Annotated in this window: 12 protein-coding genes; 1 reads left to right on the top strand and 11 read right to left on the bottom strand. The window is 70.7% G+C overall.

The annotated features are described in order from the left end of the window. Positions 1 to 23 precede the first annotated feature (23 nt). The 8 genes from ACZ4TR_RS04180 to topA all read right to left on the bottom strand — a co-directional run bounded on the left by ACZ4TR_RS04180 (position 24) and on the right by topA (position 10,272). Positions 24 to 1,229, bottom strand: coding sequence for a DNA polymerase III subunit delta' (locus tag ACZ4TR_RS04180; RefSeq protein ID WP_364512497.1), 1,206 nt, complete (start codon positions 1,227 to 1,229; stop codon positions 24 to 26). Further along, entirely contained in the window at positions 1,226 to 3,394 is a 2,169-nt protein-coding gene (locus ACZ4TR_RS04175; RefSeq protein ID WP_465285683.1) for a bifunctional MFS transporter/dTMP kinase, read from the bottom strand. Before ACZ4TR_RS04175 ends, ACZ4TR_RS04180 begins: the two co-directional genes overlap by 4 nt. Before the next feature lie 148 nt (positions 3,395 to 3,542). Continuing rightward, positions 3,543 to 4,151: a hypothetical protein gene (locus ACZ4TR_RS04170; RefSeq protein ID WP_465285682.1), complete on the bottom strand. Its 609-nt coding sequence runs from the start codon at positions 4,149 to 4,151 to the stop codon at positions 3,543 to 3,545. Between the two features lie 646 nt (positions 4,152 to 4,797). Then, positions 4,798 to 5,589, bottom strand: coding sequence for a hypothetical protein (locus ACZ4TR_RS04165; RefSeq protein WP_465285681.1), 792 nt, complete (start codon positions 5,587 to 5,589; stop codon positions 4,798 to 4,800). Further along, entirely contained in the window at positions 5,582 to 5,773 is a 192-nt protein-coding gene (locus ACZ4TR_RS04160; protein WP_465285680.1) for a hypothetical protein, read from the bottom strand. Before ACZ4TR_RS04160 ends, ACZ4TR_RS04165 begins: the two co-directional genes overlap by 8 nt. Continuing rightward, positions 5,766 to 6,557, bottom strand: coding sequence for an ESX secretion-associated protein EspG (locus tag ACZ4TR_RS04155; protein WP_465285679.1), 792 nt, complete (start codon positions 6,555 to 6,557; stop codon positions 5,766 to 5,768). The genes ACZ4TR_RS04160 and ACZ4TR_RS04155 overlap by 8 nt, the downstream gene beginning before the upstream one ends. 86 nt (positions 6,558 to 6,643) lie before the next feature. Continuing rightward, positions 6,644 to 7,222: a hypothetical protein gene (locus ACZ4TR_RS04150; protein WP_465285678.1), complete on the bottom strand. Its 579-nt coding sequence runs from the start codon at positions 7,220 to 7,222 to the stop codon at positions 6,644 to 6,646. Between the two features lie 170 nt (positions 7,223 to 7,392). Next, the gene (topA, locus tag ACZ4TR_RS04145) at positions 7,393 to 10,272 is read right to left on the bottom strand and encodes a type I DNA topoisomerase (RefSeq protein WP_465285677.1); all 2,880 of its coding nucleotides are present in this window, start codon (positions 10,270 to 10,272) and stop codon (positions 7,393 to 7,395) included. Between the two features lie 308 nt (positions 10,273 to 10,580). Between topA and ACZ4TR_RS04140 the strand changes: the two genes are divergently transcribed. After that, entirely contained in the window at positions 10,581 to 11,387 is an 807-nt protein-coding gene (locus tag ACZ4TR_RS04140) for a S1 family peptidase (RefSeq protein WP_465285676.1), read from the top strand. Positions 11,388 to 11,405: 18 nt separating this feature from the next. Here ACZ4TR_RS04140 and ACZ4TR_RS04135 read toward each other — a convergent pair whose 3' ends face one another. The 3 genes from ACZ4TR_RS04135 to ACZ4TR_RS04125 all read right to left on the bottom strand — a co-directional run bounded on the left by ACZ4TR_RS04135 (position 11,406) and on the right by ACZ4TR_RS04125 (position 15,244). Further along, entirely contained in the window at positions 11,406 to 12,056 is a 651-nt protein-coding gene (locus ACZ4TR_RS04135) for a hypothetical protein (RefSeq protein WP_465285675.1), read from the bottom strand. A 51-nt stretch (positions 12,057 to 12,107) separates the two neighbouring features. After that, positions 12,108 to 12,671 carry a hypothetical protein gene (locus ACZ4TR_RS04130; RefSeq protein ID WP_465285674.1) on the bottom strand — a complete coding sequence of 188 codons (564 nt, stop codon included), beginning with the start codon at positions 12,669 to 12,671 and terminating at the stop codon, positions 12,108 to 12,110. 278 nt (positions 12,672 to 12,949) lie between these two features. Beyond that, a complete protein-coding gene (locus ACZ4TR_RS04125; RefSeq protein WP_465285673.1) occupies positions 12,950 to 15,244 on the bottom strand; it encodes a sodium-translocating pyrophosphatase in 2,295 nt (764 codons plus the stop codon). Between the last annotated feature and the right edge of the window lie 289 nt (positions 15,245 to 15,533).

Raw genomic sequence — 15,533 nt, 5'->3', positions numbered from 1 at the left:
GCTCTCGGCGGGTTTCTTTGTGCTCAGCCCTGGCGAAGCGTCGTGACCATCGCCTCGACGGCGATGCGCGGCTTGACGTTCAGGTCGATCGCCTCGCGGCATTCCAGCACCGCTTCGAGGCGGCGAAGCGTCGATTCCGGTGTCCACGCCGACGCCGCTTCGGCGATCTGGTCGGCGTGGTCGGGGTGGTTCAGCGTCGCGCCGGAGCGGGTCGTCGTCACCAGGACGTCGCGGTAGAAGCCCGCCAGGTCGATCAACGAGAGGTCGAGCGTGTCGCGCTGGGTGCGCGTCGCGCGGGACTTCTGCTTCTTCTCGAGCTGCTTCACCGCCGCTTCGGCGGCTCGCTTCGCTCCGGCGACGCCCTTGCCGATGCCGTCGCCGCCCATCGCCGTGCGCAGTTCGTTGCGCTCGTCCTCGTCGCGGCCCTTGCTCGCTTCGCCCGCGTCGGCCTCCGCCGCGCTGATCAGCTGGTCGGCGCAGGTGAAGACGTCACTGGGCCGGCGCAGGCCGGTGGGGATCCGCAGCACGGTGGCCCGCCGCTGCCGCGCGGCCTCGTCGGTGGCGAGCCGGCGCGCGCGGCCGACGTGGCCGCCGCACACCGAAGCCGCCCACTGCGCACGCTCCGGGTCGACGTGGTCGCGGCGCACCAGGACGTCCGCGATCGCCTCGGGCGGCGGCGTCCGCAGCGTCACCAGGCGGCAGCGCGAGCGGATCGTCACCGAGACGTCGTCGGGGTGGTCCGATGGCGCGCAGAGCAGGAAGACCGTGCGCTCCGGCGGCTCCTCGACGGCCTTCAGCAGCGCGTTCGACGCGCCTTCGGTGAGCCTGTCGGCGTCTTCGATGATCACGACCTGCCACTTGCCGGTGGTCGGACGGCGCGCGGCCGCCTGCACCAGGGCACGCATCTCGGCGACCGAGATGGACAGGCCTTCCGGCACCACGAGCCGGACGTCGGCGTGGGTGCCCGCCATCGTCGTGTGGCAGCCCGGGCAGGCGTCGCAGCCGGTGCCAGTGCTGCACTGCAGGGCCGCGGCGAACGTCCGCGCGGCCACCGAGCGGCCGGACCCGGGCGGGCCGGTGAGCAGCCACGCGTGCGTCATCGCGCCGGACGGGGCCGGCTCGCCGGCGACGATCTTCGCGGCGGCCGACGCCGCCGTGGCCAGCGTTTCGACCGCGGGCTCCTGCCCGACCAGCTGGTTCCAGACGCCGATGCGTTCGGTCGTCGTCACTTCGCCTCCACGCGAGGCTCTTCCGAGGTCTCGACGGGCAGGGGGTCGTCGATGTCCAGCGGGCGGACGGTGGGCCGGTCCGTCGTCGGCCCGTCGGTGGTCGCCGGGTCTCCGGTGACCGGCGCGTCGGCCAGCGGGGCCAGCGCGGACAGCCGGCCGACGAACACCGCGCGCAGGGCGGTGCGGATGCGCTCGGCGACCTCGGTGTCGGTGCCGTCGGCGTCGACCACGACGTACCGCTCCGGGTCGGCCGCGGCCATTTCGGTGAGCAGGTGCTGGACGCGCCACTGGTCGTTCATCGTGGTCGACCGGTCGCGCGGCGCGCCGTTCGGGGCCGAGTCCAGCAGAACGGTCAGGTCCGGCCGCAGCCGTCCGGTCGCCCAGTCGGCGAGGCCTTCGAGCTCGTCGCTGTCCAGCCCGGCGACGGCCGACAGGTGTGCCAGCGGCGAGTCGACGAACCGTTCCATCACCACGACCGAACCGGCGTCGAGCGCCGGCTGCACGTGCCGCTCGACGATGTCGGCCCGCACCGCGGCGGCGGCCAGCGCCTGGGCCCGCGCGCCGGTCAGCGAAGCGCCGGAGACGAGGGCGGTGAGGCGCTTGTCGTCGAGCGCCGGATCCGCGGCGACGACGACGGGCCGGGTACCCCCGCGCATCCAGTCGGCGAGGTTGACGGCCTGGATCGCCGTGTTGATCGCGGTGGTGCCCTCGACGGCGATGAGGAAGCCGTTGACACGCCGCGGCGTGCGGCGCAGCGCGTTGCGCAGGTCCGACAGGATCGGTTCGGTGCGCTTGTCGTCCATCTGCCGGTAGGCGAAGAACCCGGCGATCAGCGCGATCGCGGCGCCGGCGAGCATGATCGGCCGGGTGCCGTCGACCGAGACCTTGCCGCCCCAGACGCTGAAGGTGCTCGTCCCCATGACACCGACCAGCACCGGGACGGTGACCGTGGTGCCGAACAGCACGAGCTTCATCATCAGCTGGTAGATGGCGTTGATCCGGCCGCGGATGGCGTCTTCGACGCGCGAGCCGATGATCGTGACACCGGTGAGGAACGCCGTCCCGGCCCAGAAGCCGACCAGCACCACGGTGATCAGCGAGACCGACAGGTGCGGTGACAACGCGACCAGCGCGAGCGAAAGCCCGGCCGCGATGATCGAGACACCGAACAGCCGGTCGTGCGGGAGCCGCCGGGCGAGCTTGGGCGCGAACGCCATGCCGGAGGCCAGGCCGACGAAGACGGCCAGCACCAGGAGGCTGAACGCCGAGTCGCCGGCCAGCAGGCTGGAGGAGTACGGCTTGGCCGAACCGATCACCGCGCCGCCGGCGGCGAACGCGCCGAACGCGCCCACCAGCAGCCCGCGCACGAGCGGCGTGCTGCGGACGAAGCGGAAGCCGTCGGCGATCATGGTGCCGACGCCGAGCTTCTCCTCGTCGGCCTGCTTGACCTTCTGTTCCGGCAGCGCGTGGACGTTGCGCAGCGACAGCTCGGGGATGCGCGTGGCGATGAGGATCGCGCTGGACAGGTAGAGCAGGCCGGTGATGACGACGACCAGCTTCGCGATGCTGAGGCTGGCGTTGTCCCCGAACAGGTGGAAAGTCGTGTTGACGCCGGTGATGATCGCGTTCGCGCCGGCCGCGGTGACGACGGCGAGGCCGTAGGTCATCACCATGCCGAGCTGGTTGGCCGTCTCCACCTGGTCCGGGCGGCGGAGCAGGTTCGGGACCGCGGCCTCTTTCGAGGGGATCCACATGCTCGCGGCGCTGCCGACGAGGAAGTTGCCGACCAGCAGCCACCACGGCGCGCTGACGAAGGCGATGGACAGCAGGAAGCCGCAGCGCAGCAGGTCCGCCACGATCATGACCTTGCGCCGGTCGAACCGGTCCGCGAGCAGCCCGCCGACGGGCGCGAACAGCAGCCCCGGCGCGAGGCCGGTGAGCACCACGCCGACGAACGCGAAGTTCTGGGCGAAGTAGTTGTCGGTCAGCTTCGTGGCCAGGCCGGTCAGGGCGAGGATGTTCAGCCAGTCGGCCACGCTGCACAGGTACGTGACGCCCCAGAGGCGCCGGAACGGTTTGATCGCCAGTACCCGCCGGACCCGGTTGATCGTGGACGCTTCGGCGCCCGACGATCCGCCCGGGCCGGCCCCGGGTACCGATCGCAAGCCCTCGCTGATACGCCCACCCCACTAGTCACCGCGGCGCCGGACGCCCTCGTGAGGTCGCCCGACCGTGAAGTCAGGGTAGCCCGATCGGCCCTTGCCTCGCGGACGGCCCCGAGGTGCCGGTGGGGCGGGGAACAGCGAGCGAACGCTAGTCGAACAGTCCTGTCACGCTGCTGACCAGGCTCGACACCAGCTCGATGGCGACGAAACCGAACACGATCAGCAACACCACGGCGAGCATGACCCCCGCGGCACTCGACGACGGCCGGTTGAAGGCGGGCATCGACATCGACGGCAGCCGCCGCCGCTTGACGGGAACCACCTCGAGGTCTTCGTCGAAGCCGTCCTCGGCCGGTGCCTTCTGCCGCACGGGCCGCTGCAGCATCGGCGGCCGGCTCGGCCAGGTGCGCCGCCGGTTCCGCTGGCGCGGCAGGAGCCCCATCGGCGGCGACGGTTCTTCGCCGACGTTGCTCGTGGTGCCGGCCGGGGGAATCGGCCTCGGGGCCCCGGACTCCTCCTCCCGGAGGGTCTCCTCGACCATCCGGCGCACGGCTTCCTCGTCGTGCTGCACGGGCCCGGCCACCGGGAAGGCGGCGGGCTCGTGGCCATTGGCGACCGCGGTGCGTGGCTCGGGCGCCGCCGTGACCAGTCCCGAGACGGGGTCGGCGAACGTTTCGCCGGGGGCTTCGGACAACGTGCCGTCGCGCTGAGTGAGCTCGGGGGCATTGAAGAAGGGAGCCTCACCGTTCGCGCTCATGGTGACCACCTCACTACTGAATGTCCTCGCCTTTCCAGGGTAGCGACGATGGCGGATAACGCATCCGCCCAATGGCTCTGTCTGTAATGGAGGGTCGGTCACGCAGCGCAAGCCCGTGCCCGAACCCCCTGCAGTGTCCAGTCCGCCGGTGGTCCGGTCGACCGCCAATGGTGACGGATCGTAGTGAGTCGGGTCACAAGGCGCTTCGGGCGGGGCTGGCCAGGGACGGGCCTCCGGTGACCAGTTTGCCGGTTCGCGCTCGGGTCGGGGACGGGTTTGCCTGGAGGCGCCGGATGGACGGAGTGCGCCGGGTGGCGGGTCGGGAGCGGCCGGTCGGAGCATCGGCCCAGGCGGGCGCGATCACTGACTGTTTCGATGGCGCGCCGAGCCGGCGACCTCCCGCCGCCACCGCGCGAGCCCGACGGGCCACACTGGCGACCTGGTCGGCCTGGCACCGCCCGTCCCGCCACCGCGCCGGACCGAAGCCGTCCTCCGCACGGGCGGCACCGCCCGTCCCCCGCCGCGCGGACCAACGCCGTCCCTCCGCACGAGCGCGCGGGTCGGCATCGGCCCCTCCCGCAACTCGGCGGCCAGCCGACGGTCGGGTCGGCGTGTCACCGGCGGCCGGTCCGCCGCCTTCCTCTTCTCAGGGGATCTCCTCCTGTCCCAGGTCGACCATCTTCCGGCACCAGTCGCGCAGCATGCCGCGGCTGAAGGGGCTCAGGACCAGCTGGCGACGGCCGTCGCCGCGGTCGAGGGCGGCCAGGGCGAACCGGCCCAGGTCCGTGTCCACCAGGACGAACCCGTGGTCCGGGAACTCCGCGCACAGGCCGCCGAACGCCAGCATGTCCAGCACCGCCGTGCCCGAGCGCGGGCGGCCCAGCAGCTCGCGCATGGCACCCACGTCGGCGTCCTGGCCGTCGTGGACCAGGCCGTCGGCGTCCACCGACACCCAGATCGCGCGGGGCGAAGCGCCGAACGGGGCCTCCGGCAGCTCCGCCACCAGCATCTCCGGCAGCTCCTCGAAGTCGGCGAGGTGGATCGCCGTGCGGCCGGGCAGCGAGCCCATCATGAAGGCCCGTTCACCGTCCGCGTAGCAGCGGATGTCCGCCGTCTCCGGGCCTTCGTCGAACACGCCGCACAGCGCCGCCCGGACCGAACCGCGCAGCATCAGCGACACCACCTCGAAGCCGACCTCGTTGAGCTCGCCGTCCACGCCGAACGGTGTGCCGTCGATCCAGGCCGCCCACGCCGTGTGCCGCTCGACCTCGGCCACCAGGTCGGCGGGATCGTCGGAGACCGGTCCGTGCACGAGGATGTCGTGGTCGCTGACCTCCGGGTTGTAGAGCCGGTCGACCGGCTCGCGATCCGGCATCGCCGCCAGCACCGGACCGGCGGCCAGTTCGAGCAGCTCCCGGGCCGCCGTGCGGTCAGCCATGGCACCTCCTCTCGCCCGACTCGACCTCCGAACGGCCCGCGTCCGCCCGCGGCTCCGGTACGCCGCCGTTCAGCTCGGCCGCCGCGAGGATCGCCTCGCGAACCGTCAGGTCCCTCGGCGCCGCCTCGACCACGCGATCCACTCCCTCCCCGGCCGTCGTCCGCACCACCGCGTCCTCAGGCATGGCTCTGCACCGCCTCGACGATCCACTGCTCGGCCGTGCTCCGCGACGCCGGACCCCACGTGACGGTCCAGCGCCCGGTCCGGCCGACCGCGGCGCTGAACTGGTACCGGCCCAGGTCGTTGTCCACCAGCCCGAACGCGCCGTGCGGGTACTCGGCCAGGATCGCGTCGCGCACCGCGAGGTCGACCAGCACCGTGCCCAGCCGCGGCCGGGCCGCGCACTCGCGGATCAGCTCGACCGCCCGCTCGCACCGGCGCGGGATCAGCCCGCCCTCGTCGGTCTCGATCCGCAGGTGCTGCCCGGGGCCGGGCGGCCGGTCGGGCAGGCCGTCGAACACCCAGCCCGGCAGTTCGCTCAGGAAGCCGGACCGCAGGCGCGCGCGGTTGCCCAGCTTGTGCAGCACCGTGGTGTAGTCCTCGTCGCCGAAGAACCGCACCTCCCACGGCTCCCGCCGGGCCGGGAAGACGCCGGTGACCACGCCGCGGATGAAACCGCCCCGCAGCGCCCGGTACAGCCCGACGGCTTCCGGCGTGACCTCGCCACCCGGCGCGAGGCCGATCGCGGCCATCCCGGCGACGAACCGGGTGTACTGCTCCACCTCGTCGGCGAGGCTCCGCGCGGGCGAGGAGCGACGGCCCGGCAGCGGTTCGGTGTCCGCCAACACCGGCGGGATCTCGAACTCGGGGTCGTAGAACTCCATCACCGAGGGCCGCTCCGGCACCTCGGCCGACAGCGGGGCGATGACCTCGTCGATGACGTCGAAGACGGCGACTGAAGTGTTCACCCCTAGATTGAACACCCTGGCACCGACAATTTCTCGCACATATGTTCGACCGGGTGACATCGGTCGGTGAGCGGTCGGCGAGCGGCTCAGACATGCTCCGGCACCCGCCCTTCGACGAAGTCCGCGAGCCCCTCCACGCTCCCGGGCAGCCACCAGAACCGGCGGTGGCCACCCCGGCGTCCGCCCAGCGCCGCCAGGTGCCGGCCGCGGCCGTCGTCGACGAACGCCAGCATCTCCCACGGCCGCCCGTCGCCGTCACGGGCGAAGTCGATCTGGACGGTGCCGAGCCGGGTCCGCCGCAGATCATCCAGCACGCCGAGGACGAGACACTCCTGCTCGGGCTCGAGCACTCCGCGCTCGTCGGCGTCGAGGCACACGCCCTCGCCCGGCGCCGGCGGCAGAGGAGGCAGGCGCGTGAGCGCCAAGCGGAGCAGCTCCGCGACCGAGCCCGGCGAAGGCCCGGACAGGCTCAGGCCGTCCCCGGCGACGCCGAACTTCTCGCCGTCGTCGAAGAACGCCGCCGTCCACGGCTCGTCGGACATCGCCACAGCTACGCCGCAGACGCCGCCGGTCCCGATGAAGCCGGGGAGCGTTTCCATCAGCTCCATGGCGGTGGCACTGCCGAGGGCCGCCTGCCGGACCGGCCTGAGGATCTTGGTGGTCACCGTGTGCACGGTGCGTGGTGTCTTGGTCACACGTCCATGAAACCCGGGACCACCGACAATTTCCCGAACATCCGTTCGAGGTGTCACCCGAAAGTGTGGGCAAACGCCGTGAAGGCCTCCTTACCGGCTCTTATGGCCGGTAAGGAGGCCTTCACGAACATCGGACCGTGCTACTTGGCCTTCGTCGCGGTGGAGCTGCGCTTCGCCGTGGTCGACTTCGCGGCCGCGGTCTTGGCGGTCTTGCTCGTGCCCGCCTTGACCGTCTTCGCCGTCGTCGAAGCCGGCTTCCGCGCCGGCGCCTTCCGCTTCGGCGCCGGGCCCTTCGCCCGCTTCTCCGCGAGCAGCTCGGACGCCCGTTCGGCGGTCAGCGACTCGATTTCGTCGCCCTTCCGCAGCGTCGCGTTGTACTCGCCGTCGGTCACGTACGGGCCGAACCGCCCGTCCTTCACCACCATCGGCTTCTTCGACACCGGGTCCTCGCCGAGCTCCTTGAGCGGCGGCTTCGCCGTGGCGGACCGCCCACGCTGCTTCGGCTCGGCGTAGATCTTGAGCGCCTCTTCGACCGTGATCGAGAAGAGCTGGTCCTCGGTCGCGAGCGAACGCGAGTCCGTGCCCTTCTTCAGGTACGGCCCGTAGCGCCCGTTCTGCGCGGTGATCTCGTCACCGGACTCCGGGTCCTTGCCGACCACGCGCGGCAGCGAAAGCAGCTTCAGCGCGTCTTCGAGCGTGATGGTCTCGATGTCCATCGACTTGAACAGCGATCCCGTACGCGGCTTCGGCGCCTTCGCCTTGGCGGCCTTCTTCTGCGCCGCCGTGGCGTCCTCGGGAATCTCGATCTCGGGCAGCAGCTCGGTGACGTACGGCCCGAAGCGGCCTTCCTTCGCGACGATCGGGTTCCCGCTCACCGGGTCATTGCCCAGCGTGCGGCCCTCCTGCGGGGTCGCGAACAGCTTCTCCGCGATCTCCTGCGTGAGCTCGTCCGGCGGCAGGTCCTCGGGCAGGTTCGCGCGCTGCGACTCGCCGTCGACCTCGCGCTCGAGGTAGGGCCCGTAGCGGCCGACACGGACCACGACGGTGTGCCCGTCGGCGTCACTGAACAGCGGGATCGAGTTGATCTCCCGCGCGTCGATGTCCTCAACGCTGCCTTCGACGAGCTTCTTCAGCCCGCCCAGGCGGCCGATCGAACCGTCGACGCCCATGTCGCCGCCGAAATAGAACTTCGACAGCCACTGGCCGCGCTGCTCGTCGCCGTTGGCGATGCGGTCGAGCTCGTCCTCCATGCCGGCGGTGAAGTCGTAGTCGACGAGCCGCTCGAAGTGCCGTTCCATCAGGCCGATCACGGCGAACGCGACCCACGACGGAACGAGCGCGGAGCCCTTCTTCCAGACGTAGCCGCGGTCCTGGATGGTCTTGATGATCGACGCGTACGTCGACGGGCGGCCGATGCCCAGCTCTTCCAGCTTGCTGACCAGGCTCGGCTCCGAGTAGCGCGCCGGAGGCGACGTCGTGTGGCCGTCCGGGCTCAGTTCGGTCGCGGTGAGGTCTTGGTCCTTCTCGAGCACCGGCAGGCGGCTCTGCTTGTCGTCGGCTTCGCCACCGGTCTCGGTGTCGACGGCCTCGACGTACGCCTTCAGGAAGCCCGCGAACGTGATCGTGCGGCCCGAAGCGGCGAAGGTGCACTCTTCGCCCGAAGTCGCGTTGCCGACGATGCGCACGGACATCGTGGTGCCCTTGGCGTCCGCCATCTGCGACGCGATCGTGCGCTGCCAGATCATCTCGTACAGGCGGTACTCGTCGGTGTCCAGCTCGCTCGCGACCTGGCCCGGTGTGCGGAAGACCTCGCCCGACGGCCGAATCGCCTCGTGCGCCTCCTGCGCGTTCTTGACCTTGCGCGTGTACTGGCGCGGCGACGGCGAGACGTACTCCTTGCCGTACAGCTGCGTGGCCTGGCTGCGCGCCGCCGAGATCGCCGACTCCGACAGGGTCGTCGAGTCGGTACGCATATAAGTGATGTAACCGTTCTCGTACAGCTTCTGCGCGATCCGCATCGTGCGCTCCGAGGTGAACCGCATCTTGCGGCCCGCCTCCTGCTGCAGCGTCGAAGTCATGAACGGCGCGTACGGCTTCCGCGTGTACGGCTTTTCCTCGACGCTCGAGACCTTGAAGTCACGCTGCTTGAGCGCGTCGGCCAGGCGCCGCGCGTCGGCCTCGGCCAGCACGCGGATCTCGTTGTTCGAGGACTTGAGCTGACCGTCCGAGCCGAAGTCGCGGCCGGTGGCCAGGCGCGCGCCGTCGACGGCGACCAGGCGAGCCGGGAAGCTGCGCGGCGACGCCTCTTCGCCGGCGTCCATCGTGGCGGAGATGTCCCAGTACGACGCCGAGGTGAAGCGCATCCGCTCGCGTTCGCGCTCGACCACGATCCGGGTCGCCACCGACTGCACACGGCCCGCCGAAAGCTTCGGCATGACCTTCTTCCACAGCACCGGCGAGACCTCGTAGCCGTACAAGCGGTCGAGGATGCGGCGGGTCTCCTGCGCGTCGACGAGGTCGGCGTCCAGCTCACGGGTCGAGTCGGCGGCCGCGAGGATCGCCTGCTCGGTGACCTCGTGGAAGACCATCCGGCGGACCGGGACCTTCGGCTTCAGCGTCTCGAGCAGGTGCCACGCGATGGCTTCGCCCTCGCGGTCGGGGTCCGTCGCGAGGTAGAGCTCGTCGACGTCCTTCAGCAGCCCCTTGAGCTCGGTGACCTTGGACTTCTTGTCCGGGGTGACCACGTAGAGGGCCTTGAAGTCGTTGTCGACGTCGACACCGAGCCGGGCCCACGACTCGCCCTTGTACTGGGCGGGGACGTCGGCGGCACCGCGCGGCAGGTCGCGGATGTGCCCGACGGAGGACTCGACGACGTAGCCGCCGCCGAGGTAGGGGGCGATCTTGCGGGCCTTGGTCGGTGACTCGACGATCACGAGCCGCCGGTGCCCGGCGCCGTTGTCCGCCCCGGCTCCGTTCTTCTTGGTCCCTGCTCCTGCCACGCTGTCCTGCTCTCCGCTCATCTCGTCCCACCGCCGCGGGACTGCACTGCGCCCCGTCCCCCTGAGGGGTCCGGGCCCGTGTCTCGACCTGCCAGTGTGCACGCTGGTCCGGCCCGGACGGCGCGGAGGTGGCCCAACACGCCGCCGGTCCTGTGCCCTGCGCATCGCCGCTGACCTCGACGATGTTTCCCCAACGTACCTGCCACGTGATTTCGGCCACGTCCCGCGCAGCCTAGCGCGTGACCGGGTGGATACCCTCCGTTCGACGGTGGTGGGCGCGGGGACGTGACCGGTTCACTGAATTCCCCGTTCAGCCGAAAGGATCCGCCATGACCCGACGCCTCCTCGGCGCCCTGCTCACCGCCGCGACCGCCACAGTATTACTGGGGACGACCCCGGCGAGTGCGGCCGCGGCGAACTTCGCCGGCACGGTAGCCCTGTCCAACTGCTCGGGTTCGGTGGTCAAGCCCGCCGCGACACCCGACACCGCACCCGCGCTCGTCATGTCCAACGGGCACTGCCTCGAGACCGGGTTCCCCGCCCCCGGCCAGGTCATCACCAACCGCACGTCCAGCCGGACGTTCACGCTGCTCAACGCGAGCGGCGGCAACGCGGGCACCCTGCGCGCGAAGAAGATCGTCTACGGGACGATGACCGACACCGACGTGTCGCTCTACCAGCTCACCACCACCTACGCGCAGATCAAGTCGAGCTACGGGATCTCGCCGCTGGAGCTGTCCAACGCGCACCCGACGGCTGGCTCCGCGATCGACGTCGTCTCGGGCTACTGGAAGCGGATCTACTCCTGCAACGTCGACGGCTTCGTCTACCGGCTGAAGGAGGGCAGCTGGACCTGGAAGGACTCGATCCGCTACACGTCCGCCTGCCAGACCATCGGCGGCACGTCGGGCTCGCCGATCGTCTCCGGCGGCAAGGTCGTCGGCGTGAACAACACCGGCAACGAGGACGGCGCGCGCTGCACGGAGAACAACCCGTGCGAGGTCGACCAGGCCGGCAACGTCACCGTCCACTACAAGACGAACTACGGCCAGGAGACCTACGGCATTCCCGCGTGCCTCACCGCAGCCAACGAAATCGCCCTCACCCAGGCCGGCTGCACCCTGCCCCGGCCCTGACGCGCCGCCCGCGCCCGGTCAGGCCGTGCTCGTCACGGCCTCCGGGTGCGGGACCGGCCGCGGCTCCGCGCCGGGCCACGCCGCTTCGGCACCCGGCGGCGGTTCGCCGATCAGTTCCAGCAGCGCCTCCAACCGGCGTTTCCCGGTGACCTTGACGGCCGGGACCTCGACCTTCGGGCCGGTCAGCTTCGCCGCGACCCCCAACGGCGTCAGCGCCTCGACCAGCCGCTCGTGCATGCCGGGCGCGAGCGGGTCGACGCCCAGCAGGTAGCCCTGCGTGCCGGGCCGGCCGCCGGCCAGCGCCCACATCCGCAGCATCGCCCCGCTCAGCCGGAAACCGTCCGGCACCGCCTTGCCCGAATCGTCCTCGGCCGGCCCCGCGCAGCCCTCACGCAGCCACCGCAGCGCCAGCGGGAGCAGGTCGACCCGGAACGACGTCCGGACCTGCGGGTTGCCGCAGTCGGCCTTCGAGACCTGGGCGTCCGCGCCGCGGCAGCGGAACTCGCGCGCCAGGATGTGTGCCCGCCACGGTTCCTCGACGACCACCGACAACCGGGCGGCCGTGCGCCCGAAGCCGGTGATCTGGCCGTGGCAGCACAACAGCCCGGCCAGGTCGCCCAGCCCCGGCCCGCTGGCCTCGGCGGAGAAGAGGGAGATCGTCCGATCCACCGCGCCATACTAGAACACAAGTTCGATAGATGGCGATAGTCACACGGATCTTCACCGAGGTGGTTGATCGAGCTGGTGGCAGGCGGGGGCGCGCTGCTCCGCCGCTTCCAGGGCCGGAATCTCCTTGAGGCCCTTGAGGTAGTCGAGCGCGTCGATGCGGTCGAGCGTGGCCCTGGCCTCGCCGAGGGCCTCCTTCGTCGCCGCCGCGTCGCCACGGACGGCTTCGATGCGCTGACGCGCGTTTTCGGCCTGCTCACGGATCTCGGCGAACTGCCCGATGACGTCCTTGCGACCGCCGTCCGCCGAGGGCACCGGCGGCGCGCCGAGCGCGTTCAACCCGGCGAGGCTCTGGTCGAGCCCGCCGACCACGGACGTCAGGAGATCACTGGACGTCCGGGAGGCCTGCTGCGGTGTGCTGGGGTCGACGGCCGGCAGCGAAGCCAGGCTGCGGACCAGGTGCGTCACCGCGCCGCAGTAGGCGTCCGCCCATCTCGCCGCGGGATCGGCCTGCGGCACCACGGTCGTCACCGACAGACCCTGATCCCGCGCCGGCGACTGCGTGGCGGCTTGCTGCCCGCAGCCGGCGAGGCCGATGCTGATCGTCGCGGTCGCCAATCCGGCCAACAGCAGGCCGGCCCGCGAGCGGCACGTAACCTTTGCCAGGGGCCGATTCGGCCGTGACTGTGGTCGGATCGGTGACGAACGGCGCAGTAGGGCGGCGAAGACGGTTGACCGCGGCCGCACCTGAACACCTCCTGCTCGACGACGTCCCGGAAGGGCCGACGGTACCGACTCGGTGCCGCTTCGCAAGTCGCCGAGCCTGGGTGGGATGAGCTGACACGCCCCGGGCCCGGCACGCGACGCTGCGTGCCGGGCCCGGAACGGTTGCTGCGTCAGGCCTTGATCTCCGTCGGGGTGTCGGAAAGGACCGTCCCCCGGCGCTTCGAGACGACGATCGCCGCCACGATGATGGCGACCGCGACCAGCGAGATGATGATGCGGACCGCGGCGTTTTCGTCCGGGCCGATCGAGAACTGGACGACGGCGGGCGCGATCAGCACCGAGACCAGGTTCATGACCTTGATCAGCGGGTTGATCGCCGGGCCGGCGGTGTCCTTGAACGGGTCGCCCACGGTGTCACCGATGATGGTGGCCTCGTGCGCGGACGAGCCCTTGCCACCGTGGTTGCCGTCCTCGACCAGCTTCTTCGCGTTGTCCCACGCGCCACCGGAGTTGGCGAGGAAGATCGCCATCAGGGTGCCGCAGGCGATCGCGCCGGCCAGGTAGCCGGCGAGCGCGCCGGTGCCCAGGCCGAAACCGACCGCGATCGGGGCGAAGACCGCCAGCAGACCGGGCGTCGTCAGCTCACGCAGCGAGTCGCGCGTGACGATGTCGACGACCTTGCCGTACTCGGGGCGGGTGGTGCCCTCCATGATCCCCGGGATGTCGCGGAACTGGCGACGGACCTCGTAGACCACCGCGCCGGCCGCGCGGGAGACCGCGTTGACGGCGAGGCCGGAGAACATGAACACGACGGCCGCACCGATGATCACGCCGACCAGCGTGTTCGGGCTGACGATCTCGTTGACGAACGAGTTCGCCCCGGAGATGCCCTGGGCGATCCCGGAGCCCATGCCCGACAGCGTCTTCGCGATCGCGTCGGAGTAGGACCCGAACAGCGCCGTCGCCGCGAGAACAGCCGTGGCGATCGCGATGCCCTTGGTGATGGCCTTGGTGGTGTTGCCGACCGCGTCCAGCTCGGTGAGGATCTGCGCGGCCTTCTCGTCGACGTCGCCCGACATCTCGGCGATGCCCTGCGCGTTGTCCGAAACCGGGCCGAAGGTGTCCATCGCGACGATGACGCCGACGGTGGTCAGCAGGCCGGTGCCGGCCAGCGCCACGGCGAACAGCGCGACGCCGCCGCCGAGCAGGTAAGCCCCGAACACGGCCGCGCCGATCACCAGCGCGGTGTAGACAGCGGACTCGAAACCGACCGAGATGCCGGAGAGGATGACGGTCGCGCCGCCGGTCTCCGACGTCTGCGCGACGTCCTTGACCGGCTTGTACTCGGTGCCGGTGTAGTAGCCGGTCAGCTTCAGGATGACCGCGGCGAGCACGATGCCGATGATCACCGCGATGGTCGCGATGACCGCCGGGTTGCCCGCGTTCTCGTAGCCCGCGCCGAAGTCGGAGAAGCTGCTCGGCAGGTACACGAACGCCGCGATGGCCGACAGGACCGCGGAGATGACCGCGGAGATGTAGAAGGAGCGGTTGATCGTGACCAGGCCGCTTTCGCCGGCGCGCGCCTTGGTGATGTAGACGCCGATGACCGCGGTGATGACACCGATGGCCGGCACGATCAGCGGGAAGATCAGGCCGTGCACGCCGAAGGCGGTGCTGCCCAGGATCAGCGCGGCGACCAGCATGACGGCGTAGGACTCGAAGAGGTCCGCGGCCATGCCGGCACAGTCACCGACGTTGTCGCCCACGTTGTCCGCGATGGTCGCGGCGTTGCGCGGGTCGTCCTCCGGGATGCCCTGCTCGACCTTGCCGACCAGGTCGGCGCCGACGTCGGCGGCCTTGGTGAAGATACCGCCGCCGACACGCATGAACATCGCGATCAGCGCGGCGCCGAAGCCGAAACCCTCGAGCACCTTGGGCGCCTGGCCGGTGTAGACGAGCACGACGACCGCGGCGCCGAAGAGGCCGAGGCCGACGGTGATCATGCCGACCACGCCACCGGTGCGGAACGCGACGCGCATCGCGATCTCGCGCCCGCCTTCCTCACGCGACGCGGCGGCCACGCGCAGGTTCGCCTGCGTGGCCAGCCACATGCCGAGGTAGCCGATCGCGAACGAGAACGCCGCCCCGACCAGGAAGAAGATCGAACGGCCGATCTTCTCGTTCCAGTCGTCGGCGGGAAGTGCGAAGAGCAGGAGGAACACGATCACGCCGAAGATCGCGAGGGTGTTCCGCTGCCGCTTGAGGTAAGCGGCCGCGCCTTCCTGCACCGCCTTGGCGATGTCCTGCATCTTGGCGGTGCCCTGGCCTGCGGCCAGCACCTCCTTGAGCAGGACGTAGCCGATGACGAGTGCGGCAAGCGCGACCACGGCGACTACACCGACAATCGTGTAGCCACCTCCGGAGAGCGTGATGGACCCGCCCTCCGCGAGGAACTGCCGTGACATTCGTCCTCCAGGAGACGTCGCCGATCGCCAGCGTCGACGGCAAGCCGAGGGTTCGACACGGCCGGCGCTGGCATGGACCCTGTACGGAGCGACACGCTAGCCGGGCAGCAACGCACGTCTCACATGACGCTCACCACAGAGGGTGTGGATTGCGGGAGTGTATTGGTATCGCAACCAGCGTCTTCACGCCGTCCCGGTGACGGTACATTCCGTTACCTTGTGAGGCTCCTCACTTGATCGATCACTCCTTCGCCGATCCGTTGGGGCGGTTGGGGATGCGGGAACTGTC

This window comes from Amycolatopsis sp. NPDC028719 (assembly GCF_055565395.1).
Note: the sequence above shows the minus strand (reverse complement) of the source record. Positions and strands in the feature narration are given on the sequence as shown.